General features: G+C 70.5%; 15 protein-coding genes and 2 pseudogenes. 15 read left to right on the top strand and 2 right to left on the bottom strand.

From position 1 onward, the window contains the following. Positions 1-106: 106 nt before the first annotated feature. Positions 107-385 (bottom strand): annotated as a pseudogene (locus tag ACFWI9_RS14890) (IS982 family transposase); the annotation flags it as partial. Between ACFWI9_RS14890 and ACFWI9_RS14885 the strand changes: the two are divergent. The 5 genes and pseudogenes from ACFWI9_RS14885 to ACFWI9_RS14865 all read left to right on the top strand — a co-directional run. Continuing rightward, positions 385-1,074: pseudogene (locus ACFWI9_RS14885) on the top strand (RNA-guided endonuclease InsQ/TnpB family protein); the annotation flags it as partial. The pseudogenes ACFWI9_RS14890 and ACFWI9_RS14885 overlap by 1 nt on opposite strands. 318 nt (positions 1,075-1,392) lie before the next feature. Continuing rightward, positions 1,393-3,024, top strand: a complete 1,632-nt coding sequence (locus tag ACFWI9_RS14880) for a phage tail sheath family protein (protein ID WP_387161991.1) — start codon at positions 1,393-1,395, stop codon at positions 3,022-3,024. 62 nt (positions 3,025-3,086) lie between these two features. Then, positions 3,087-3,530 carry a phage tail protein gene (locus ACFWI9_RS14875; protein WP_344559871.1) on the top strand — a complete coding sequence of 148 codons (444 nt, stop codon included), beginning with the start codon at positions 3,087-3,089 and terminating at the stop codon, positions 3,528-3,530. Beyond that, positions 3,530-4,009: a hypothetical protein gene (locus tag ACFWI9_RS14870; protein ID WP_387161990.1), complete on the top strand. Its 480-nt coding sequence runs from the start codon at positions 3,530-3,532 to the stop codon at positions 4,007-4,009. Before ACFWI9_RS14875 ends, ACFWI9_RS14870 begins: the two co-directional genes overlap by 1 nt. Next, a complete protein-coding gene (locus ACFWI9_RS14865) occupies positions 4,006-4,164 on the top strand; it encodes a DUF6760 family protein (RefSeq protein ID WP_387161988.1) in 159 nt (52 codons plus the stop codon). The genes ACFWI9_RS14870 and ACFWI9_RS14865 overlap by 4 nt, the downstream gene beginning before the upstream one ends. 48 nt (positions 4,165-4,212) lie before the next feature. Here ACFWI9_RS14865 and ACFWI9_RS14860 read toward each other — a convergent pair whose 3' ends face one another. Further along, positions 4,213-4,491 carry a hypothetical protein gene (locus ACFWI9_RS14860; protein WP_387161987.1) on the bottom strand — a complete coding sequence of 93 codons (279 nt, stop codon included), beginning with the start codon at positions 4,489-4,491 and terminating at the stop codon, positions 4,213-4,215. A gap of 2,428 nt (positions 4,492-6,919) precedes the next feature. Here ACFWI9_RS14860 and ACFWI9_RS14855 point away from each other — a divergent pair. From ACFWI9_RS14855 to ACFWI9_RS14810, 10 genes are all read left to right on the top strand, one after another. Beyond that, entirely contained in the window at positions 6,920-7,741 is an 822-nt protein-coding gene (locus ACFWI9_RS14855; protein WP_387161986.1) for a hypothetical protein, read from the top strand. Positions 7,742-7,821: 80 nt separating this feature from the next. Beyond that, positions 7,822-8,247: a phage tail protein gene (locus ACFWI9_RS14850; protein WP_387161984.1), complete on the top strand. Its 426-nt coding sequence runs from the start codon at positions 7,822-7,824 to the stop codon at positions 8,245-8,247. Between the two features lie 63 nt (positions 8,248-8,310). Then, complete coding sequence (locus ACFWI9_RS14845; protein WP_387161982.1) at positions 8,311-9,042, top strand: LysM peptidoglycan-binding domain-containing protein; 732 nt, start codon at positions 8,311-8,313, stop codon at positions 9,040-9,042. Further along, positions 9,042-10,937, top strand: coding sequence for a VgrG-related protein (locus ACFWI9_RS14840; protein WP_387161980.1), 1,896 nt, complete (start codon positions 9,042-9,044; stop codon positions 10,935-10,937). The genes ACFWI9_RS14845 and ACFWI9_RS14840 overlap by 1 nt, the downstream gene beginning before the upstream one ends. Further along, complete coding sequence (locus ACFWI9_RS14835; RefSeq protein ID WP_387161979.1) at positions 10,937-11,383, top strand: GPW/gp25 family protein; 447 nt, start codon at positions 10,937-10,939, stop codon at positions 11,381-11,383. Before ACFWI9_RS14840 ends, ACFWI9_RS14835 begins: the two co-directional genes overlap by 1 nt. Beyond that, positions 11,383-13,344: a putative baseplate assembly protein gene (locus ACFWI9_RS14830; protein WP_387161978.1), complete on the top strand. Its 1,962-nt coding sequence runs from the start codon at positions 11,383-11,385 to the stop codon at positions 13,342-13,344. The genes ACFWI9_RS14835 and ACFWI9_RS14830 overlap by 1 nt, the downstream gene beginning before the upstream one ends. Beyond that, the gene (locus ACFWI9_RS14825; RefSeq protein ID WP_387161977.1) at positions 13,341-13,904 is read left to right on the top strand and encodes a phage tail protein; all 564 of its coding nucleotides are present in this window, start codon (positions 13,341-13,343) and stop codon (positions 13,902-13,904) included. The genes ACFWI9_RS14830 and ACFWI9_RS14825 overlap by 4 nt, the downstream gene beginning before the upstream one ends. Beyond that, the gene (locus ACFWI9_RS14820) at positions 13,901-15,199 is read left to right on the top strand and encodes an NADase-type glycan-binding domain-containing protein (protein ID WP_387161976.1); all 1,299 of its coding nucleotides are present in this window, start codon (positions 13,901-13,903) and stop codon (positions 15,197-15,199) included. Before ACFWI9_RS14825 ends, ACFWI9_RS14820 begins: the two co-directional genes overlap by 4 nt. Before the next feature lie 684 nt (positions 15,200-15,883). Next, the gene (locus ACFWI9_RS14815; RefSeq protein ID WP_387161974.1) at positions 15,884-22,171 is read left to right on the top strand and encodes an RHS repeat domain-containing protein; all 6,288 of its coding nucleotides are present in this window, start codon (positions 15,884-15,886) and stop codon (positions 22,169-22,171) included. A 205-nt stretch (positions 22,172-22,376) separates the two neighbouring features. Further along, positions 22,377-22,850 carry a hypothetical protein gene (locus tag ACFWI9_RS14810; RefSeq protein WP_387161973.1) on the top strand — a complete coding sequence of 158 codons (474 nt, stop codon included), beginning with the start codon at positions 22,377-22,379 and terminating at the stop codon, positions 22,848-22,850. Positions 22,851-23,116 lie beyond the last annotated feature (266 nt).

Here is a 23,116-nt window from a genome sequence, read left to right as displayed (position 1 = left end):
CGTCGAGTCCCGGCAGGGCTCGGTGTTCGGGTCCGCCGTTCCGGGATCAGGTCCGCGGTTCGCTGACGGGACAGCGGGCCGGCGACGGCTCGGATGGTGTCGCACCTGTGCTCGCGGCGGAGGGCTCCTTGCCCGCGAAGCCGCTGTCAGCGAGGACTACCTGCCCGCCTCGGATCAGGCGATGGTCGCGCTCATGCAGCGCGGCCATCGCCTCTCGCTCGCCGAGCTTCGGGTTGGCCGGGCACCAGGTGACGGGCATGCCTTCGGCGATGGTGACCAGGTAGAGCCGGAACACCCGGAAGAAGCGGGAGTGGCTGCGGCAGTGGCCGTATCCGGCGTGCCCGGCCGGCTCTGAGCGTCTGACGGTCTCGCGGGACGCAGCGCATGCTCCGCATGTCGTCCACCGCGCTCGCCCGGTTCGAAGGCGAGTGGGCGCGGTGTCGGTGGGTGTGGAATGAGTGCGTGGCGGTGTCCCGCAAGGTCCATGCGGCGAACAAGACCGTCACGGAGAAGATCACGTGTGGTCCGGCGCAGCTGGACAAGATGCTGACCCGGGGCCCGCCGGTCGATGGCCTGGCTGCGGGATGGCAGTTCGGTTCCTCAGCAGCAGATCATCCGGGACTTTGCGAAGTCCCGGGCGAAGGCGCTGAAGGACATCGAGGCGAAGCTGCCGATGCGGCAGCGCGCCGGGATGCCCCGGATCAAGCGCAAGCGCCAGGCGCTGCCGTCGCTGAACTACACCACCCGGGGCTTCAGGCTGCGGGATGGGCGTCTGCACCTGGCCGGCGGGATCGAACTGACGGTGGTGTGGTCCCGCGAACTTTCGTCCGTGCCGTCCTCGGTGCGGGTTTACCAAGACAGCCTCGGCCACTGGTACGCCTCGTTCGCCGTCGCCGCCGAGACCGTGTCGCCGGCGGCCACGGGCCGGGTGATCGGGATTGACTGGGGCTGAAAAAGACCGCGACGACCACCAGCGGCACCCACGATCCCCTGCATGCCCAGCATGGTCGGGCGGCGGGCGTGAAGCTGGCCCGCAGCCGATCTCGGCCGCCGCCCGCTGGAGCGCCGGCAGCCGCTTGCGGACGTACTCGATGACGCCCGTCCACGGGCCTTGTCCCGGTCATCGGTCCGGCCGCCGGTCCTCTGCTCCCGTCCTCGCACGCCGCTCCCTCACCGGACGACATCCCAGCGATATCCGCTCGCGGGCGGCTGCCGGCAGGGCCTTGAGGGCAGCCGCGGGGGCAGCCGTGTGAACCCGATGGGGCACCGGGTTTCGCGAACTGCCCATCGGGGCAACGGTGGTGCCCCCGAACAGGTACGGGCGACCGTTCCGGCAGGGCACTTCGCTGCGGAGAGTGAACGCTGTCGTGTCTCGTACCCGAGGAGAAGAGCATGCCGTCCTACCTGTCGCCCGGCGTATACGTCGAGGAGGTGGCCAGTGGCTCCCGCCCCATCGAGGGGGTGGGGACGTCGGTGGCGGCCTTCGTGGGGCTGGCCCCCAACGGTCCGCTTAACCAGCCGACCCTGGTCACCAACTGGACCCAGTACGTCGCCGCCTTCGGTGACTTCACCGACGGCTACTACCTGGCGCACAGCGTCTACGGCTTCTTCAACAACGGCGGTACGGCCGCCTATGTCGTCCGCGTCGGCGGCGCGCCCGGAGGCGCGGCCGAGGACTCCGCGTCCGCCGTGGCGGGCTCGTCCGCACACGGTTCGGCCGCGCGTTCCGCCGTCGGCGGTTCCGGCACCCCGGCGGCGCTGCCCCCGGGAGAGCCCCGGCAGCTCGGTACCTTCACCGTCACCGCCGTGGCACCCGGCTCCCTGAGTGTCGAGGTCGCCGACCCGGAGGGCGAAGGCGCGGCGGACCGGTTCAGGCTGATCGTCAAGGACGGCGACGAGGTCGCCGAGACGTTCAACGTCAGCGCCAAGAAGAGCGGCCGCAACTACGTCGTCACACAGGTCAAGGAGCGCTCCAAGCTCATCGTCCTGGAGGAGGCGGCACCCGCCGCACAGCTCGCCCGCCCCGAGAACCAGACCGTGGCTCTGCCCGCCGCGGCCCCGGCTCCGGCCCCTTCGGGCGGTGCGCCTTCGGCGGAGGTGGCGCGGGTGTCGCACCCCGGCCCCGCCGAGTACCTCGGTGACTCCGCCGACCGCACGGGCTTCGGTGGCCTGGAGGCCGTCGACGAGGTCTCGATGGTCGCCGTGCCCGACCTGATGGCTGCCTACCAGCGCGGCGCGATCGACCTGGAGGGCGTCAAGGCCGTCCAGCTCGGTCTGATCGCCCACTGCGAGCTGATGGGCGACCGGGTCGCCGTCATCGACCCCCCGCCGGGCCTCAACGCCCGCCAGGTCCAGGTCTGGCGCCAGGAGACCGCCGGCTACGACTCCAAGTACGCCGCCCTCTACTACCCCTGGATCAAGACCTTCGACCCGGCCAGCGGCCAGGCCCGCATGATGCCGCCGAGCGGTCACATCGCCGGTGTCTGGGCCCGCAACGACTCCGAGCGAGGTGTGCACAAGGCGCCCGCCAACGAGGTCATGCGCGGCGTCGTGGACCTGGAGATGCAGATCACCCGCGGTGAGCAGGACCTCCTCAACCCCTTGGGCATCAACTGCATCCGCGCCTTCCCGGGCCGCGGCATCCGCGTCTGGGGCGCCCGTACCCTCTCCTCCGACCCGGCCTGGCGCTACCTGAACGTGCGCCGCTACTTCAACTACCTGGAGGAGTCGATCCTGATCGGCACCCAGTGGGTGGTGTTCGAGCCGAACGACCACGCGCTGTGGGCGCGGATCCGCCGCAACATCTCGGCGTTCCTGGTCAACGAGTGGCGCAGCGGCGCGCTCTTCGGCGCCCGGCCCGAAGAGGCGTACTACGTCAAGTGCGACGAGGAGACCAACCCGCCGGAGTCCGTCGACCTGGGCCGGGTGATCTGCGAGATCGGCATCGCACCGGTCAAGCCGGCTGAGTTCGTGGTGTTCCGCCTCGCCCAGTTCACCAGCGGCAACGGGGAGCTGGAGGAGTAGTCCCGCCCCTCGCAGCCTCCGCACTGCGCAGCCAGTCAGCAACCACACAAGGACAGGGATAGATGAGTCTTCAGCCGGGTGACGCCCTCACCTCACATAATTTCGGCCTCCAGATCGACGGTGTGATGGTCGAGTACCTCGCGGAGGTCAGCGGCCTCAGCCTCGAACAGGACGTCATCGAGTACCAGCAGGTCTCCGCCCAGGGCAAGCCGGTGACCAAGAAGATGCCTGGTGTGAAGAAGGCGGGCACCTGCACCGTCGTCCGCGGTATGACGCAGTCCGCGGCCTTCAACCAGTGGATCAACGAGTCGGTGAACGGCGCGATGTCCACGGCGCGCAAGAACGCCACCATCATGGTGATGGACTACCAGAACAACCCGGTCAAGCGATACAACATGCGCAACGCCTGGTGCAGCAAGATCGACACCAGCACCGTGAAGGCCGGCGAGGCGTCCGCGCTCACCGAGACCGTGACCATCACCTTCGAAGAACTGGTCATCGAATAATGCGGCGCACGGCTCCCGGCGTCGGCACGGGTACGCTCACGGACAGTCCGCCGCCGGGGGCCGCTGCTGCCGAGTCCGCCCCGGAACCCGTCGCGACCACCGCTCAGCGGCTGCGCACGGAGTTCCCGTTCGAGCTGCCGCGCGGATACGTGGACGAGTCCGGCACCGTCCACCGCGACGGCGTCATGCGGCTCGCCACGGCCCGGGACGAACTGGTGCCGCTGCGGGACATGCGGGTCCAGGAGAATCCGGCGTATCTGTCGGTGGTGCTGCTCGGCCGGGTGATCACCCGGCTCGGCACGCTGCCGCTGGTGCACGACGGGGTGGTGGAGAACATGTTCGCCTCCGACCTGGCGTTCCTCCAGGACTTCTACCGGCAGATCAACGCCGAGGGACACACCCGGGCAGGGGTCACCTGCCCTCACTGCGAGCAGCCGTTCGAGGTCGAACTCGGCGGGAGCCGCCTGGGGGAATCGTGACGTACGCGACCGACCGAGTGCACGAGGAGATCGCGTACATCGCCTACCACTTCCACTGGAACCTGGAGGACATCCTGGACCTCGAACACCACGACCGCCGCCGCTACGCCGAGCAGATCGCGGGACTTGTCACGCGCGCGTCGGCGCAGGGGTGACGGCATGGGATTCCTCAGCCGGTTCCGCAGGGGCCGGGCCCAGCACACTCAGGCGGACCAGGCGACGGCCGGTACTGACTCGGCCGCGGCGCCCGTGGACCACTCGGCGCCTGGCGGTGAACCCGCACCCGGCGCCGTGACCCGGTCCGCCGGGTGGGCCGCGCTGCCGCCGATCCAGCGGGTGACCGGGGGCGCCAAGGCTCCGGTCTCCGACGGTGGATTCGGCAGTCGGCTGACGACCTGGCGCAGCCCCGCCTTCGCCGAGCCGCTGTCCCATGCGGTCCTCGACGAGGCGCCGGGCGGACGGGTGCACGGCGTGCTGACCACTGCTTCCTCGCCGTCCCCGTCCCCGTCTGCGTCGGGACCCGCGCTGGAGCTGCCGGTCGCCGTGCCTCGCGGGACAGCGGGTGAGGGAGCCGGTGCTCCATCGGTGCAGCGCGCTGCTCTCCCAGCGGCGGCGGAGGCGGCGTCGCAGGTTTCTGAGGCACCTGTGGTGCCAGTTCGGCCGGCCGGGGTCGCAGTGACTCCCGTGACCGCTCCCGCTCCGCGCCCGGCCGCACTGACCCGCGCGCGGGAAGTGCAGCGGAGGCAGCTTCCGGCGCTCCGGCCGACGTCCACCCGCCCTGCGGGTACGGCCGCCGAACCGGCGCCGGTCCAGCGGGCTTCGGCTCCCGGGGTACCGACTCTGGGAGCCGATCCGGCTGCGGCTGCGGCTGCGGCTGCGGCGCCGGTGTCTGGTTCCGCTGCTTCGGGTGCGCCTGCGGCTGTGCAGCGGTCCAGTGCGGGTACGGCGTCCGGTACGAGTGTTTCGGACGGTTCGGGCGCGGGTGCCGGTGATGCAGCGCGTTCCGCTGCGGTACCGCCGGTGGCCGGTTCTGGTCCTGCTCCGGGCGTGTCCGCGGCTGTGCCGCGGTCCCACACGGGCGTCTCGGACGGTTCGAGCGCGAGCTCCGGCGAGGCAACGCGCTCCGCTTCCGCGCTGCCGGGGGCACCGGCTTCGGACAGCGTGCCTCCCGCCTCCCCGGTTCGGGCGACCGGACCCGCGAAGCCTTCGGCGTCGGGTGCCGCGCCAGGCGGGCCGATTCAGCGGAGGCCGACACTGGGGGCGCCTGTACCCGGCGCGTCCAGGAGCGGGAGTGAGGTGCCCGCCGGGGGTGGGCCGTCGGTGCGGCGGTCTGCGTCATCCGGTGGCCCCACCGGTCCTGCCGATGCCCGGGGTTCCGCCGCGCCCGGGGCATCGCCCGCCGAGCCGCCGGCGTTGTCGCGCCGGCCTGCCTCCGGGCCGGGCAACGCGCCTGGTAGGCCCGTTCAGCGCAGGTCATCGCTGGGGGCACCCGTGTCCGCAGCGCCTCCCGACGCGACCCCGCTCATCGGCCGTACCGCGACCCCGCGCAGCGCGGGGCAGCCCGCCCGGCCGGCGGCACCCGGCCCTGAGCAGGCAGCCCCGCCGCGAACATCGGCTCCTGCCAGTGATGTTCAGCGCTCCACCGACCGCCGGGCGGACGGGCCCTCCCCCGCCCGCCCGGCATCCCCGGGGCCGTCCGCAGCCGACCCGATACCCGTGGCCCATGCGGACAGCCGCCCGCCCGCCCGGTCCGCTCAGTCGGAGGCTCCCCCTGGAGCAGCCGCCGACATGACCAGGCAGGTCGCGGCTCCCGCCCCCGTGCAGCGCCGTAACGAACCGGCCGCGAGGCAGCAGGCTTCCATGCCGCGGCCCGGCCGGGAGCTGACCCCGGCCCGCGCACTCACCCTGCCGTCGGACGCCGCTGCCACCCGCCGTCCCGAGCCGCCGTCGGCCGCCGTACGAATGCGGCGTCTTCCCTCGGCACAGCAGTCCGTACGGCGGCAACAGCCGGCTGCGCCCGGCCGTGCACCGGGAACGCCGAACACCGGGTCCGCAACGCCATCCGACACCCCGGGCGGCGGTGCCGGTCCGGCCGTGCAGCGTGCCGTGGCCTCGAGGCCCCCAGCCGCGCAACCGGCGCCCGCACGACCGGTGGCGGACTCGCCCGCGCCGCAGCCAGGGACCGGGCACGCCGGGACTGCGCCCGTCGGGCCCCGGGCGGCTGCCACACCCGTGGCGCGGTCCCTGCGTTCGGGCGGGCCGCGTGACGGTGCGCTTCCGGCGCCCGGATCCGGCACGGGCGCTCCCGCCGTGCCGGGGGCGACGCGGCCCGGCAACGGTCCAGGCACCGCCAACGGTCCAGGCACCGGCAACGGTCCAGGCACCGGCAACGGTCCAGGCACCGGCAACGGTCCAGGCACCGGGAATCCGAACCCCACGACACCGGCTGTCCAGCGCCACGCGACACCACCCGCGACTTCCCCGACACGTCAGGCTCCGGTGACGAAGACGGCCTCGGGCCGGGCCACGGCCTCAGCCCCGCCTGAAGGCGGCCCGTCCATCGCCACCACCCCCGCCGTACAGCGACGCTCGGCGGCCGGAGGAGCCCCGCACAGCCCGGTTGAACCCGGCGGTACGGTGCCTCGCGACGGAGGCGCCGTGGCCACGCCCGCGGGCGGCGCTGTCGTCAACAGCGCCCGGACTGACCTGAGTCCGCCGCGATCTGCGGCTTCCGGGCGTCCCGTGCAGCGACTTTCCGCCCCGGTCGGCCCAGCGACCGACCCCGCCCGCCAGCGGTCAGCACCCGGGGGCGGCCCCGTACCCGCGTCCGGTCCTGGCACCACACCGGGGCCTCGGCCCGGTCTCGGCGCTCCGGACGTGCAGCGGTCCGTCGCCACACAGCCCCCGGTCGTGTCCACCCCCGTACGACCGGGCGGTTGGGGCCTCCCCAGGCCCGCGAGGGCCGAGGGGAACAGCCGCAACCGCGACGAGCCGGGACCGGCCGCGCTCGGCTCAACGGCCGCCGTGCCGCTGACCGTTGCCAAGGTGCCTTCGCCGCACGGCGGCACCCCTGCCGCGGTCCAGCGCCACCCGCTGCCGGTTCCGGCCCCCGCGCCCGGCGGCCCCGGACCGTACCCCGCGGTACGCAGGGACGGTCGGGGCGACGAGCTTCCCCCGACGGTGCAGCGTGCCGCGACGACCGGTCCCGTGCAGCGTCCTGACACGGCCACAACCCACCGCCCGGCAACCGTGCTCGACAGCCCCGCCGGCATCGCACCCGGCACGGGCCGTCCGCAGTCCTTCGGCCCGGTGCGGCCAACCCCCGGCCACCCGGTGCTGCCCCCCTCCGGGTCCGTCCCGCCGCCGGTCACCGTCGCCCCGCCGCCGGTTCAGCGCACACCGGCCACGAGCCGGGCCGCTACACCGCCGTTCCCACCCGCGGTGCAGCGGTCCGCGACGGCACCACCCATGCCGCCTCCGCCACCGACCCCGCCCTCACCACCACCAGCGTTGCAGCGGCGTGCGGCCGGACCACCGCCCCGTACCCCCAAGGGCACGGACGGCGACACCCCGTCCCCGGGCAAGCCCGCCGACTTCGACGCCCGAGCACTGACCGGCGCTCAGATCGACGAGTTGACCCACCGGCTGATCGGTCCGCTCACCCGGCTGCTGCGCACCGAGCTCCGGCTCGACCGCGAGCGCACCGGCAGGCTCCGCGACCCGCGCCACTGACCCGTACCGCTTCCAACCCCGCCAACTCCGGCCCCCCCATACCGCCGCACTCCCAGGCAGCACCCAGAAAGGCCCACCCGATGCCCAGCGAACGCGATCCGGGTTCCAGCATCTTCTTCACCCTGACCATCGACGGCGAGAGCCTCGGCCGCTTCAACGGGTGTGAGGGACTCTCCTCGACGGTGGAGACCGAGCAGCACCAGGAGGGCGGCAACAACGGGTTCGTCTGGCAGCTCCCGTCCCGGGTGACCTTCTCCACCATCCGGCTGACCCGCCCGCTGACCCAGGAGACCGCCAAGGTCGCGGCGTGGATCTCCTCCGTGACCACAGGCGTCAACCGGCCCACCGCCCAGATCGCCGCCCTGCGCGCCGACGGTTCCGAAGTGGCCCGCTGGGGCCTCATCGACGTACTGCCGGTGAGCTGGCAGGGCCCGTCCCTCGACCCGGCCAACCCCCAAGTGGCCACCGAGGTCCTGGAGATCACCCACCACGGGTTCACGGACTGAGCCCGTTGAGCGGGCTGAGCGGACTGGACTGAGCGGACGGACTGAGGGGACCGGTACATCGACATGCCAAGCAAGGGCGCCAAGGGCGGCGCGGGCCGCAGCCTGGTGCGGGCCACGCTCGCCATCCATGAACCACCGATCGGGCACAGCACCACACCCGGCGGGCTGATCAAGAACTTCGCCTTCGACTTCAACCCGGCGCAGCTCGCGCTGAGCCGCCGCGCACGCTGGAAGACCACGCCCACCGCGGCAGTACGCGACGGGGCGCTGCCCGAGTTCATGGGGCCCGAGCCCCGGGAGATGACCCTGGAGGTGTTCCTCGACTCCTCCGAAGAGCCCAGCGGCAACACCGTGCTGAAGAAGGTGGAGGCGCTCTTCTCCTGCTGCGAGGTCACCTCGAAGAGCATCGCCGCCAAGCAGCCGTCCACCCCGTGGGTGGTGTTCCAGTGGGGTGCCTTCTCCACCGCACGTTTCACGGCCTACGTCTCGGCGGTGGACGTCAGCTACACCCTGTTCGGCACCACCGGTGTGCCGATCCGGGCCACCTGCCAGGTGCATCTGCACGAGATCCCCAGCCGCACCAAGGGACAGAACCCCACCTCCGGCGCGCTCACGGCACGTCGCGTCCACCGGGTCGTCGCCGGCGACTCGCTGGAGTCGCTGGCCTGGCGGGAGTACGGGAACGCGGCCGGCTGGCGGGCGATCGCCGAGGCCAACGGCATCGACGATCCGACACGGCTGCGCACGGGCGTCGAACTGGTGCTTCCCGCCGCGGAAGAGCTGGGGGCCTCCTGATGGTTCAGGCGTCCTTCTCCAACGTCATCCATGCCACCCTCGACGGCGCCAAGATCCCCAACGAGTACGCCAACGCCCTCATCGGCGCCTGGGTGGACCTCGGCGCGGGGGTACCCGGGGCGTTCCGGCTGACGTTCCGCGACCCGCACGGGCTGCTGCTCGGCAAGCTCGGTGTGAAGTTCGGCACCAAGGTGGTCCTCGCCCCCGTGTCGTCCGGCCAGGGCGCCGGGACCCCCCTGCTGACCGGCGAGGTCACCGCCATGGAGACCGACTACGACGGCACCGGCACGTTCACCGTCGTACGCGGCTACGACCAGGGCCACCGTCTGATGCGGCAGCGCAGGATCGCCGCCTACCGCAACCAGACCGCCTCCGACATCGCCCGCAAGCTGGCGGGGATGAGCGGCATCCCCATCGGCAAGGTGCAGTCCACCAAGACGGTCTACGAGTTCATCAGCCAGTCCAACGTCACGGACTGGGACTTCCTGTCCAGACTCGCGGACGAGAGCGAGATGGTGATGTCCCTGGACGGCAAGGGGAAGTTCCAGTTCACCGCGCCCGACCCCGCCTCCGGTGCGCCCCCCACCAGCATGGACGGCGAGAAGAGCCCGTTCGTACTGCACGCCGGGCAGGACGTGCTGCGCTGCCGCGCCGCGGTCACCGCCGCCGACCAGGTGGGCAGCGTCGAGTCCCGGGGCTGGGATGTCACGACCAAGAAGAAGCTCACCGCGACCGCCCCCGCTGTCACCAACCCGGGTATCTCCATCAGCACGTCACCGGGGAAGGCGGGAGCCCGCTTCGGGAAGGCCAGACTGGTCGACACCGACACCCCCTACGACCGCCAGTCCGAAGTGGCGTTCGCGTCCCGCGCCCTCGCCGACGACATCACCTCCTCCTTCGCGGAATTGGAGGTCACGGTCCGCGGCAACCCCCGGCTGCGCCCCGGGGTGCCGGTGACCCTGAGGGATGTGGGCGCCCCGTTCGAAGGCAAGTACACCGCCACCGCCGTACGGCACGACTTCGGCAGTGGCGGCGAGTACACCACCTGGGTGACGGTCAGCGGCCGCCAGTGGCGTTCGCTGTACGGGCTCACCTCCGGTGGCGGCGGCGCCACCGCACCCCGGCTGCCAAGCGTGGCGAACGCCCTGGTCACCGACGTACAGGACCCGTTGAAGCAGGGCAGGGTGAAGCTCCAGTTCCCCTGGCTGGACGACGCGTACGTCAGCGACTGGACCCGCACGGTCCAACTCGGCGGCAAGGGCGGTGGGGGAGTGTTCCCGATGGATGTCGGGGACGAGGTGCTGGTGGCCTTCGACCGGGGGGCCCTGGACCACCCCTTCGTCATCGGCGGCCTCTACAACGGCAGGGACCTCCCGACTCCGGTCAAGGACGTGCCGCTGCACGACGGACTGCGCAAGCAGGCGATCAGGCACACCCTGTCCGACCGGCAGGGAAACAGGATGGACCTGCTCAGCCAGCGGACCGGCGCCCGCAAGCAGGGCGTGCGGATCGCCAGCGGTGACGACCGGCTCACCATCCAGCTCGACCGCACCAAGACCGAGATCACCGTGGACAGCAAGGGTTCGGTCGTCATCAAGGGCAGTCGTGCGGTGTCGGTCGAAGCCGGTACGGATCTCACCCTCAGCGCGCGCCGGTCACTGACCATCAAGAGCGGCGGCCCGCTCCGTATCGAGGGCCGCGGCATGGTCAACCTCAAGTCGCTCGCCGGCGCGGTCAATGTCCACGCGCTGGGCGCCATCGACCTCAAGGCCACCGGCAGCGCGACCATGAGCGCTGCGAGCGTCCAGGTCAACGCCATCGCCAACGTGGGCATCCGCGCCGTCACCATCCCGCTCATGGGGCTGGTGACCGCCAACGGAAAGCCGGTGATCTGATGTCCGAGCAGTTCGTCGGCTCCGGCTGGGCCTTCCCGATGAGGATCGGACCCACCGGCGCCATCGCCCTGGTCAGCGGGGAACGAGAGGTCGAGGAGGCGATCCGGCTCGTGCTGGCCACCGCACCCGGCGAGCGACCGATGCGCCCCGAATTCGGCTGTGCCATCCACGACTTGGTGTTCGCCCCGGTCAACGAGGCCACGGCGGGCCGGATCCAGCACGAGGTGTACGCGAGCCTCGACCGCTGGGAGCCCCGTATCGAGGTCCATGACGTGGAGGTGACCGCGGGCGCCGACCAGGGTGTGCTCTTCATCGACGTGCGCTACTCGATCCGCGGCACCAACAACCCGCGCAGCCTCGTCTTCCCCTTCTACGTCATTCCCGCACACGACGAGCCCGGTCCGGGCGAATCCGGCGGTTCTCAGCAACAGGAAAGCGACCGCTGATGGCTCTGCCCTCCCCGAACCTCGACGACCGCCGTTTCCAGCAGTTCGTCGACGACGCCAAGCGCTTCATCCAGCAGCGCGCGCCCGAGTGGACCGACCACAACGTGTCGGACCCCGGCGTCACCCTCGTGGAAGCGGTCGCCCATATGGCCGACCAGATCGTCTACCGGCTCAACCGGGTGCCCGAGAAGAACCATCTCGCCTTCCTGGACCTCGTCGGGATCACCCTGTTTCCGCCCGTGGCCGCCCGTACCGATGTCACCTTCTGGCTCTCCGCCCCGCAGGAGGAACCCGTCGTCCTCCCGGTCGGTACCGAGGTCGCCACCTCGCGCACCGAGAGCGAGGACGCCGTGGTCTTCGCCACCGAGCGCGGACTCAGCTTCCCACCCTGCGAGTTGACCCACGTCGTCGTACAGCACAGCGGTTCCGCCGTCACCGACCGCACCGACGACCTCGGTGAGGGCAAGGACGTGATGTGCTTCGCCGAGGCCCCGCAGGCCGGCGACTGCATGCTGCTGGGCCTGAGCGCCGCCGTGCCGCACTGCGCGGTGGCACTGGAACTCGACAGCCGGGTGGACGGTGTGGGTGTCGACCCGCGCCAGCCGCCGCTGGTGTGGGAGGCGTGGACCGAGGACGGCTGGACGCCGTGCGAGGTGGACCGGGACACCACCGGCGGCCTCAACCGGCCGGGTGAGATCGTGCTGCACGTCCCCGGCGGCCACGCCGTCTCCCGTACCGGCGGCCGGCAGGCCGGCTGGCTGCGCTGCCGGGTCACCGAACCGCTGCCCGGCCAGCCCTTCTACAGCCTCTCGCCGACCATCAGGTCCGCCGTGGCGTTCACTATCGGCGGCACCACCGTCGCCGTACACGCCGACACGGTGTACGACGAGGCACTCGGCGAGTCCACCGGGCTGCCGGGCCAGCGCCTGCGGCTCGCCAACGCGCCTGTCGTCGGCGACGATCCGCCGCTGCTCCTCCAGAGCGCCGCCGGGCACGAGGGCTGGACGGACTGGACGGTCGTGCCGCACTTCGCCGCCTCGGGATCGGGCGACCTGCACATCACCCTGGACGCCGCGACCGGCGAGATCGCCTTCGGCCCCGCCGTACGGGAACCCGACGGCAGCCTGCGGCAGTACGGGGCCGTCCCGCCCAAGGGCGCGGTCATCCGAGCCCGCCGCTACCGCACCGGCGGCGGCAGGGCCGGGAACGTGGCGCGCGGCGCCGTCCGGGTGCTGCGCAGCTCCATCCCCTATGTGGCCGAAGTCGTCAACCGGGAGGCCGCTCGTGGCGGAGTCGACGGCGAGACCGTCGAGGAGGCCAAGGCCCGCGCGCCCATCACCCTCCGCGCCCAGGAACGGGCCGTCACCCTGCGGGACTACGAGGAGCTGGCCCGCCGCGCCGCCCCCGAGACGGCCCGTATCACCTGCATCGAAGGCGACGAGGGCGAACACGGGTCGTACGCGGTCCGCGTGCTGGTCGTACCGCAGGCGGTGCCCGACCCGGGTGGACGGCTGCGGTTCGAGCAACTCGTCCCAGGAAAGGCACTGCTGGACCGGATCACCCGCCACCTGGACGAACGGCGGCTGATCGGGACCCGGCTGGCGGTCGGCCCCCCCTTCTACCAGGGTGTCACCGTTGTCGCCACCGTGCACGCCTTCCGCGGCGCCGACACCGACCGGGTGCGCCGCGAGGTCCATGACGCCCTCTACCGGCATATCGATCCGCTCACCGGCGGCGCCGACGGCAAGGGCTGGCCGTTCGGCCGCCCGGTCCAGTCCGGCGAGATCTTCGCCGTGCTCCAGCGCGTACCCGGCGTCGAACTCGTGGACGAGGTACAGCTCCACCCGGCTGACCCGCTGACCGGCAAGCGCGGCGAGGCGACCGACCGTATCGACCTCGAAGCCCCGTCCCTGGTCTTCTCCTTCGACCACCGGGTCCGTGTGATCGGGGACGCCTCATGAGGGGATCCGTCGACGGTCTCGGCTCGTCGTCCCCGATCGGCGCGACGCTGCCCGCCGTCTTCGCCGACGACGACCTGGCACAGCGCTTCGTCGCGGGCCTGGACGAAGTCATGGCGCCGATCCTCAACGTCCTCGACTGCCTGGACACCTACTTCACCCCGGCACTCGCCCCGGCCGACTTCACCCAGTGGCTCGGCGGCTGGGTCGGCGCGGAGACCGACGGCAGCGAACCGGAGGACCGGCTGCGCGCCGCCGTTGCCGCCGCCGCACGCCTGCACCGGGTACGCGGCACCCGCCGCGGGCTGGCCGAAGCGGTCCGGCTGGCCTTCGGCGTCGAGCCGGAGATCAGCGAGAGCGGCGCCGCCGACTGGAACGCGCGCCCGCTGGGCCCGGTCCCGGGCGAACGCCGCCCCCGGCTGCAGGTCGTACTGCGGCTACCCGACCCGACCCCGGCGGACACGCACCGGCTCGACAGCCTGGTGGCGGCGGCCCGCCCCGCCCATATGCCCTACACGGTCCAGGTGACCGCGGCCCATTCCGAGAGGACCTCCGAGAAATGACCCGTCAGACCCCCGGCACCGCTACCGGGAGGGCAGGCGCGACGCACTGCGCCGAGTGCGGAACCCGGGCGGAACCGGGACAGGCCTTCTGCGACTCATGCGGAGAGGTGCTGCGCTGGACGGACAACGGAGGTGGGGAGCGGGAAGCAAGCGCCGCTCCCGTCACCGCTGCCCCCGAAACGGCGCGGGACCCGGGTGATTCGGGGAGCGCGGGCGGCCCGGGGAGCCCGGGGGACACCGGCCGGCCCGCCGCGGCGGCCGACGACACCGCCCCCGCCGCCGCGCAGCCGGCCTCGGCCCCCGACACCACTTCCACACCTGCCGCCGCCACACCCGCCGCCCCGGACGGCGACGCCGCCCCCGCCGCCGCGGACAATCCCGACGACACCACCGCACGGGCCAGGTCACTGCTCGTACCCGTCCAGGACCCCGAACCCCGCGCCGCCGCGCGGCCGTCCGTGGCCGCCGTACTCCCCGGCCGCCCGGACGCGGACCGCCCCCAGGTCCGCGCCCCGGGCCCGGAGCCCGTCGCCGAAGGTGGCGTGCCCTGCTCGGTGTGCGCCACCCCCAACCGGCCGGACCGCCACTTCTGCGCACGCTGTGCCACCCCGATGTCCGTGGCCGCCGGGGCACCCGCCCCTCGGCACCGCCCCTGGTGGCGCCGCCTGCTGGACTTCCGCAACCGGGAGGCCCCGTGGGCCGGTGACCGCCCGCGCCTGCGCAGGAGCTTCGAACGCGTCCTGAGGGTGATCGTCGGCCTGCTGGTGGTGACCGCGCTGGTCACCGCCGCCTTCCAGGTGGGGGACGCCTACAACGCCATCCGCGACCACTTCGCCAAGCGCGCCCCGGTCGCACCCGACAAGATCACGGCTTCGAAGTCGTACATCGGTCAGCAGCCGGAACTCGTCATCGACAAGCTGAACAACACCTGGTGGGGCCCCGGCATCAACGGCTCCGGCGAAGGCGAATGGCTGGAGGCCCGCTTCGACAAGCCCACCCGGATGCTGGACCTGGTCATCACACCCGGAGTCTCCATCCGCCCCGACCAGCTCTCAAAGTCGGCCCAGCCGCACCGCGTCGACGCGCTGGTCACCGACGCCAAGGGCAAGACCTTCACCCGCTCGCTCACTCTCGACCAGGGCGCCGGCGCGCAGCGCATCCCCTTCCGGGTCGGAGAGGTCACCGCCATCCGGTTCATCGTGCGCTCCGCCTACGGTGCCTCCACCGGGAAGCAGGTCGCCATCGCCGAGATCGAGTTCTTCGGCCCCTCGAAGAGCGGGCGGAGCTCCGGCTGACAAACCCGGCTTGCCGGCGCCGGCGGCGTATGGCTATGACCCAGGGTCAACGTGCACTTCACGATGACACCACCACTGCTGGACGAGGGAGTACGCCAACGGGCAGCGGGGGCCTGGTACTCCCGGAAGGGGGTGGAGCATCCAGCGCTTCACCCCCGCCCGCCTCCGCCCGTGGCGACCCCCACCCGAACACACCACGAAGATCCGAGGCTGTGGTAATCGGCTGCCTCACCCCGCAGGAAGCATTCCAACGAGCCCGGACGGACCCTGATCGCGGGCGTTGCTTCAATGCATTCACACCGCCGAGGGAAGCGCGACCAATCCGTAAGCGGAAATTCCGCTTACGGGTGACAAGAATCGCCCTGTGGCCCGCCCCTTTTCGCGGCTTGCCCCCGCGAGACCTTATCCGCAGCATGAAACCTCTCGATGTTCCAAGACCGCCGGACTCTGCGGAGCGACTGGGAGATTCACATCGGCCCACCTGCATCTTTGCCCCGGTCGTGGCGGTAGCCGCCTAACTGATCCCAAGATCACGTTTGAGTTTCTTTCGGACCTTCATAGTCCGGTAAGGCTCAGCCAATTGTGGAAGCATGCTAATCTCCCTCGGTTCGTTTCATAGATGAATAAGGGGGGTGGGGTGTGAGACGTTTCGGCATGCGTGGCCTATCGGCGACATTGGCCGCCGTGGTTCTCGCCGGAGCACTGCCGGGGATGGCGGTCGCTGCGGAAGGCGGGTCGGACCTACCGACGCTGAAGCAGCCCAAGGCCGTACCGGTCGAGGAAGTCACCGTCGGAGGCAAAAAGCGGCCTGATGCCGCCTCTGCGAACTCCTGGAAGAAGAAGGCGCCGAAGGTCAGATGGCCTGATGCCGGTACGGCGGAGGTCCCTCTCGCACCCGGAGGCAGGGCCGGTTCACTGCCGGTTTCGGTCACTACGGGCGGGGTGCCCTCGGCGAACAGGGCCGGTCGTGCCAAGGCCGCGCTGCCGAAGGGCGAGGCGGCGCCGACCAGGGTGACGGTGGCCGTGGCAGCCCGCGCAGCGGCACGCCAAGTCGGCGTGAACGGCCTTCTTCTGTCGATTCGCCGTACGGATGGCGTGAGGAATCCCGCACCGGCCAGAGTCGAGGTCGACTACAGCTCCTTCCGCGGAGCCTACGGCGGCGACTGGGCCGCGCGACTGCGCCTGGTGGAGCTGCCCGCCTGCGCGCTGACCACACCCGAGCTTGCCAAGTGCCGTATCCAGAAGCCCCTGGCCACGAAGAACGAAACCCGGTCCGGCAAGCTCTCGGCCCAGGTGTCGGTGGCCGGGGCTTCCGTCGCTGCCACCAGCGCCACCGCGGGGAAGGCCGTGAAAGCCGGCCCTGCCAAGGTCCTGGCGGCGACGGCCGAGGCATCCGGACCGACCGGCGACTACAAGGCGACCTCGTTGCAGGCCTCCGGATCGTGGAGCGCGGGCGGTTCGACCGGTGCGTTCGCCTGGTCGCACCCCATCCCCGTACCGACGGTTCCAGGCGGCATGGATCCGAAGATCTCGCTGGGCTACAGCTCCCAGTCCGTCGACGGCCGTACCGCTGCCACCAACAACCAGCCCTCCTGGATCGGAGATGGCTGGTCGTGGGAGCCGGGCTACATCGAGCGCCGGTACAAGTCCTGCAACGACGACAAGACGGACGCCACGAACACCACCAGGGTCGGCGACCTGTGTTGGTTCAACAACAACGCCACCTTGTCCCTGGGCGGCAAGTCGACCGAGCTGGTCTACGAGTCGGGCAAGGGCTGGCACCCGGTGAACGACTCGGGCGAGAAGATCGAGAAGTTGGCCGGCGCGGTCAACGGCGACAAGGGCGCGTCCGGTGTCGACGGCGAGGGCGAGCACTGGAAGGTCACGACTTCCGACGGCACGCAGTACTTCTTCGGCCTGAACCGTCTGCCCGGCTGGCGCGACAACGGCACTGCCGATGACGACCCGGTCACCAACTCCACCTGGACCGTCCCGGTCTTCGGCAACCATTCCGGTGAGCCCTGCTACAACGCCTCCTTCGCATCCGGCTGGTGCCAGCAGGCCTGGCGCTGGCAGCTGGACTACGTCGTCAGCCCGACCGGCAACGCGATGGCGTACTACTGGAAGACCGAGTCGAACAACTACGGCCGCAATGTCTCCGCGACCACCGGCAAGGCCACCGTGACTCCGTATATCCGCGGCGGCTACCTCGACCACATCGACTACGGTCTGCGCTCGGACGCGGTGTACTCGGGCAAGGCCATGGGCCAGGTCCACTTCGACGTGTCCGAACGCTGTCTGACCGACTGCGGCACCTTCGACGAGGCCAACGCGAAGAAGTGGCCGGACGTGCCCTTCGACCGGTATTGCAAGGACAGCGCCACCGAGTGCAAGGACCAGTACTCGCCCACCTTCTGGTCCCGCAAGCGCCTCACCGCCATCACCACCAAGATGCTGACCGGCGGTGCGTACCGGGATGTCGACACCTGGTCTCTGATACAGGACTTCCCCGCCTCGGGTGACGGCATTTCCACGCCCATGTGGCTGAAGTCCATCCAGCGCACCGGCAAGACCGGAGGTACCGTCTCACTCCCGCCGGTGACGTTCGCAGGGGAGCAGCGGCCCAATCGCGTCGATGCCCTCGGCGACGGACTTGCTCCGTTCGTGCGGCTGCGCCTGTACCAGATCACCACGGAGACGGGCGGCACGATCGGGGTCACCTATTCGCAGCCAGACTGCACCGCCACCACACTTCCCCCCGCCGACGGGACCAACACCACCCGCTGCTTCCCGGTGAGGTGGGCGTACGAGGGCGAGACCGCCAAGCAGGACTGGTTCAGCACCTACGTCGTCACCCGGGTCGTCGAGGGCGACAACCTGGTCGAGTCCCCGGACAAGGTCACCAGCTACTCCTACCTCGGCGGAGCGGCCTGGGCGAAGAACACCGACGAGTTCACCAAGGCAGCCGACCGCGTCCACTCGATCGCGCGTGGCTACGAGCGGGTCCAGACCCGCACCGGCGCGGCCTCCGACCCGAGGACCCTGGCCGAGACCCGCTACTTCCGCGGCATCGACGGCGCCGCGGTCAAAGACAGTGCGGGCGTGGCCGTGAGCGACCGCGACCAGTTCGCCGGCATGCAGCGCGAGACGGCCACCTACAACGGCGACGACACCGCGAAGCTGGTGTCGGCGACCTCGTACACCCCCTGGAGGTCCGGGGTCCTCGCCTCCCGGGCGCGCACGGGACTGCCTGACCTCGAGTCGTACCGCACAGGTGTGGAGAAGGAAGCCACCCGCACCACCGTCACCGGCGGTGTGCGCACGATCGAGCAGATCCGTCACTTCGACGGCTACGGCATGGTCGACCGAGTCTCCGAAACCGGGGACACGGCCAGGACCGGTGACGAGAAGTGCACCACCACGACGTACGCACGGAACACCCAGGCTTGGATCCTCGACAGGGTCAGCCGCGTCGAGACCGTCGCCGTGCCGTGCGGGACCACCGTGTCCCGTCCGGCCGACGTCATCGACGACGTCCGCACCTACTACGACGGCGGAGCCTTCGGCGCGGCGCCGAGCACGGGCCTGGTCACCAAGACCGAGCGCGTCAACGGGACCGGCTCCGGCTACGACGTCCAGACCAGCGTGCCCGCCACCTGCGGTCCGAACGGCAACCAGCTCTGCTACGACGCCTACGGCCGTGGACTCGCGGGGGCCGACGCCTACGGCAAGGTGACCAAAACGGCGTACACGCCGGCCTCGGGCGAGGCGCCGACGTCCATGGTGGTCACCAATCCCAAGGGTCACACCACGACCACGGTCACGGACCCGCTGCGGGCCCAGGCCACCCAGGTCACCGATGCCAACAGCAAGGTCACCACCACGGCGTACGACCCGTTGGGCAGGGTCACCAAGGTCTGGTTGCCGACCAGGTCCGCTGCGACCTACCCGGATTCGCCGAACTACGCGTTCGAGTACCTGGTCCGTAACGACGGTCCGATCGTGGTGACGTCGAAGTCGCTCACCCACGACAGCAAGTACGAGACCAGCTATTCGTTCCAGGACGGCATGCTGCGTGAAAGGCAGACCCAGGAGGCCTCTCCCGACCGCGCCGGCCGTCTGATCAGCGAGACGTTCTACGATACGCGCGGTCTGGCATGGCGCTCGTCGGGGACCTACTACGCCGCGGGCGCGGCCGAACCGGTACTCGTGACCGGCCAGGAGCTCAACTACCCGGCGTCCACCGATACCGAGTACGACGGGGCGGGCCGGGTCACTGCCGTGATCGCGAAGCGGTTCGGGGACGAGAGCAAGCGCACCACCACTTCGTACACCGGTGACACCACCACAGTGATCCCGCCCAAGGGCGGCACGACGACGACTACGGTCAAGGACGCCGTCGGCCGCACGGCGGAGGTCAAGGAGTACACCGACGCGGCCCGAACGACCGCGCAGTCCACCAGGTACACCTTCGACAGGCTTGGTCGCCTCGGGCGGATCACCGACCCGTCCGGGGCCCAGTGGACCTATACGTACGACGTCCGCGGCCGTCGCATCGAGACGTCCGACCCCGACAAGGGCACCACGCGCACCACCTTCGACAGGGGCGACCGGGCCACCGACGTCACCGACGGCCGGAACGTCACACTCCACACCGACTACGACGAGCTCGGACGCAAGACCGCGCTGAAATCGGGTGCGACCACGCTCGCCGCGTGGGAGTACGACACCGTCGCCAAGGGCCAGCTCTCCAAGGCTGTCCGCCATGTCGGCGGCAAGGCATACGAGACCGCGGTCACGACGTACAACAGCCTCTACCTGCCCGTCGTCACACAGGTCACGATTCCCGACAGCCAGGGTGCACTCGCGGGTACCTACAAGTGGACCACGAGCTACAACCTCAACACCGGCCAGGTGATGTGGATCCAGCACCCGGCCATCGGCGGACTGCCCGCGGAGAAGGTCGCCAACACCTACACGTCGGTGTCCGGTCTGCTGAACACCGTGGGCGCCGGAACCGATCCGCTGGTTTCGGGGACCACGTACGACCACTACGGCCGTGAGATCCGTCGCCAGTTCGGTGCCTTCGGGCAGAGCGTGTGGCGGACGAACACCTTCGACGAGCACACCGGGCAGCTCACCGACGGCTACCTCGACCGCGACGCCGCTCCGCAGCGCATCGAGGACAACCACTACACATACGATCCCGCTGGCAACATCACGTCCATCTCCACCTCCTACGGCCAGGACGCCGCCCGTACCACCGACACCCAGTGCTTCGGCCTGGACGCGTTGCGCCGCATCACCGAGGCGTGGAGCAGCCGCACCGAGGGCCAGTGCGCGCAGGCGCCGTCACCGTCCGAGGTCGGCGGTCAGGACGCCTACTGGACGAGCTACGGCTACGACGCGGTGGGCAACCGTAAGAGCGAGACCAGGCACGCCACCAAGTCGGGTCCTGCCGCCGACACCATCCGCACCTACGCCGACCCGACCTCGGGCAAGCACGACCTGCCCAAGGTCACCCAGACCGGCGCCAACGCCCACGAGGAGCTCTTCACCTACGACGAGACAGGCAACACCAGGACCCGCAAGATCGGTGCCGATGCGCAGCAGACCCTGGACTGGGACGCGGAGGGTCATCTGAAATCCGTCACCCAGGGCACCGCGACCAGCTCGTACCTGTACGACACCGACGGCGAGCGACTGGTCCGCAAGGACTCCACCGGTACCACCCTGTACCTGCCCAACGGCAACGAGCTGCGGCTCGACCAAGCGGGCACCATCACAGGCACGCGCCACTACCTCGCGGGCGAGGTGCCGGTGGCCGTACGGACCCAGTCCAAGCTCACCTTCCTCTTCGGTGACCACCACGGCACCGGAACGACACAGGTCAGTGCGGACGCCGTGCAGACCGTTACACGGCGCAAGTCGACGATCTTCGGCGAGGCGCGCGGCACCCAGCCCACCGGATGGGTGGGTGACAAGGGTTTCATCGGCGGAACCAAAGACGCCGACACGGGGCTGACCCATATCGGCGCGCGCGAGTACGACCCGTCCATCGGCCGGTTCGTCTCGGTCGATCCCATCCTGGAGGCCGACAAGCCGCAGACCATGAACGGCTACGGCTACGCGGCCAACAACCCGGTCAGCTTCTCCGACCCCACCGGTGAGGCCCTGGAGGAGTGCATGAGCGGCATGTACCGGTGCCGCAACGGCCGTGAGGTGATCGGCAAGGGCAAGAACTACGACCAGATCGTCGCCCAGCAGAAGCGGAACAGCGAGTACTACGAGAAGAACTACCAGAACTACCTGCGCCAGCAGGAGGTTGGCCGGCGTGCGACCGCCGCCTACCGCTTCGGTGCTCCGAGCATCACCAGGACGCACCTGAACCCCAACGCCACCCAGGTGGTGGCGATGTGGTTCATGGGGGCGACCCCGGCTGCGTACTCCTTCGACCAGAACGACAAGTTCACCGCAGGGGTGCAGAAGCACATCTGGATGGACGTGGTGCGCAGGTACCTGTCACATCGCAAGGGCACCAAGATGGGTGAGGAGATCACCGGTCTCGACTACAAGACGAAATACGGCGCGGCCATGAACGACCTGCCACTGAAGGGCATGATGGCCGGGGAGCTCTCCGATGCGATCATGCAGTTCTTCGGCGGGGCCACGGATCCGAACACCGAGGAAGGCGCGACCCGCGCCGCCCTGGGATCCTTCAACCTGAAGGCGACCGTGACCGACTACCAGCCGCTGTCGCGCACCGGCAAGGTCGAGTTCGAGCTCACCCAGAAGATGACGGTCGAGTCGCTGACACGGGGAGTCTCCACGGAGGGATACGAGAGCGGCGCCAAGGACTCGAAGGCGATGGCCCTGTCACAGTCGATTCGGGCGATCTTCCCAAGCGGTCAGAGGGATCTGCAGTTCACCGTCCGATGGACCGAGAACCTCCACATGCCGCGACCGGAGTAGCGGCAGGGAGTAGGACGAGCAGTACTGTCGGGCAGGCGGGGGAGCCCTCCGCCGCCTGCCCGACCCACCTTGTGAAGGAAGTTTGCACATGTTTGCCCGAACACGGCGCAGGCTGGCGTCTGCGGCTCTCACAGCGGCGCTGGTGGCCGGGACGGCCTCCTGCGTCGACAGCCGGAACGCGCCGCCGCCGCCTCCAGTCACGGCTATGGCCGTGGATCTGTACGGGACCTGGAAGGGGTGGGCCGGCAGCACGCTCACACTGAAGCCGGACGGGCGCGCCGAGGTGACCGATCTGGACGGTCAGGAATTCCGCTTCGACGACGGATGGCGTATGACCGGGACTGGTACCTGGAAGCTGTCCGGGCCGGGAAAATACAAGGGTGGCAACACCGTGGGCGATGGCTCCGTGGTGCATGTGAAGGTGAAGCCCTCCGCTGGTGACTCCCTTGATCAGTCCAGGACGGAACATTCCGGCTCGCCCTCCGCGGGTGAAGCGGCCGCGCCCCCGACCGCGAACGCCTCTCCGCTTCCGACAGCAGCGACAACGCGCACGGCCCCGCCTCCGGCAGAGGCGTCCTGGGACCTCGGCGTCGTGAAGGACAAAGCGGGACGGCTGACGCTGTTCTTCCTGACCTCCGACCCGGACGTACGGGACACCTACTACCTGTCGAGGACCTAGCACTCGCGTCTGGCTTCGCGGTCTTGTCGCGGACCTGACTGGGAACGGGTGCGGCCACCCCGTGGTCATCGAGGGTTGTACGGACTCCTGAAGACCGTGCGATGGCCGCAGGCCATTGCGTAGCCCCTGCCCGTCGGCCGTTGACGTGTCGCCAGGTCACGGCCCGGATCGCGGGACGGGTGGGGGCGTGTCCAGGGGTGCGGTGAGCCCCGGCCCAATCGGGGGGGGCGGTACCAAGGCGGGCGGCGAATGCCCGGGGCAGAACG

This window comes from Streptomyces sp. NPDC127084 (assembly GCF_042724175.1).
Taxonomy (GTDB): domain Bacteria; phylum Actinomycetota; class Actinomycetes; order Streptomycetales; family Streptomycetaceae; genus Streptomyces.
The sequence above is the reverse complement of the archived record's forward strand: the minus strand, read 5'-3'. Positions and strand labels throughout refer to the sequence as shown.

Coding starts and splice junctions, on each gene's coding strand:
- ACFWI9_RS14870 (WP_387161990.1), top strand. CDS start 3,530: ATGCGGCGCACGGCTCCCGGCGTCGGCACGGGTACGCTCACGGACAGT.
- ACFWI9_RS14840 (WP_387161980.1), top strand. CDS start 9,042: ATGGTTCAGGCGTCCTTCTCCAACGTCATCCATGCCACCCTCGACGGC.
- ACFWI9_RS14830 (WP_387161978.1), top strand. CDS start 11,383: ATGGCTCTGCCCTCCCCGAACCTCGACGACCGCCGTTTCCAGCAGTTC.
- ACFWI9_RS14835 (WP_387161979.1), top strand. CDS start 10,937: ATGTCCGAGCAGTTCGTCGGCTCCGGCTGGGCCTTCCCGATGAGGATC.
- ACFWI9_RS14875 (WP_344559871.1), top strand. CDS start 3,087: ATGAGTCTTCAGCCGGGTGACGCCCTCACCTCACATAATTTCGGCCTC.
- ACFWI9_RS14825 (WP_387161977.1), top strand. CDS start 13,341: ATGAGGGGATCCGTCGACGGTCTCGGCTCGTCGTCCCCGATCGGCGCG.
- ACFWI9_RS14845 (WP_387161982.1), top strand. CDS start 8,311: ATGCCAAGCAAGGGCGCCAAGGGCGGCGCGGGCCGCAGCCTGGTGCGG.
- ACFWI9_RS14810 (WP_387161973.1), top strand. CDS start 22,377: ATGGCCGTGGATCTGTACGGGACCTGGAAGGGGTGGGCCGGCAGCACG.
- ACFWI9_RS14820 (WP_387161976.1), top strand. CDS start 13,901: ATGACCCGTCAGACCCCCGGCACCGCTACCGGGAGGGCAGGCGCGACG.
- ACFWI9_RS14850 (WP_387161984.1), top strand. CDS start 7,822: ATGCCCAGCGAACGCGATCCGGGTTCCAGCATCTTCTTCACCCTGACC.
- ACFWI9_RS14880 (WP_387161991.1), top strand. CDS start 1,393: ATGCCGTCCTACCTGTCGCCCGGCGTATACGTCGAGGAGGTGGCCAGT.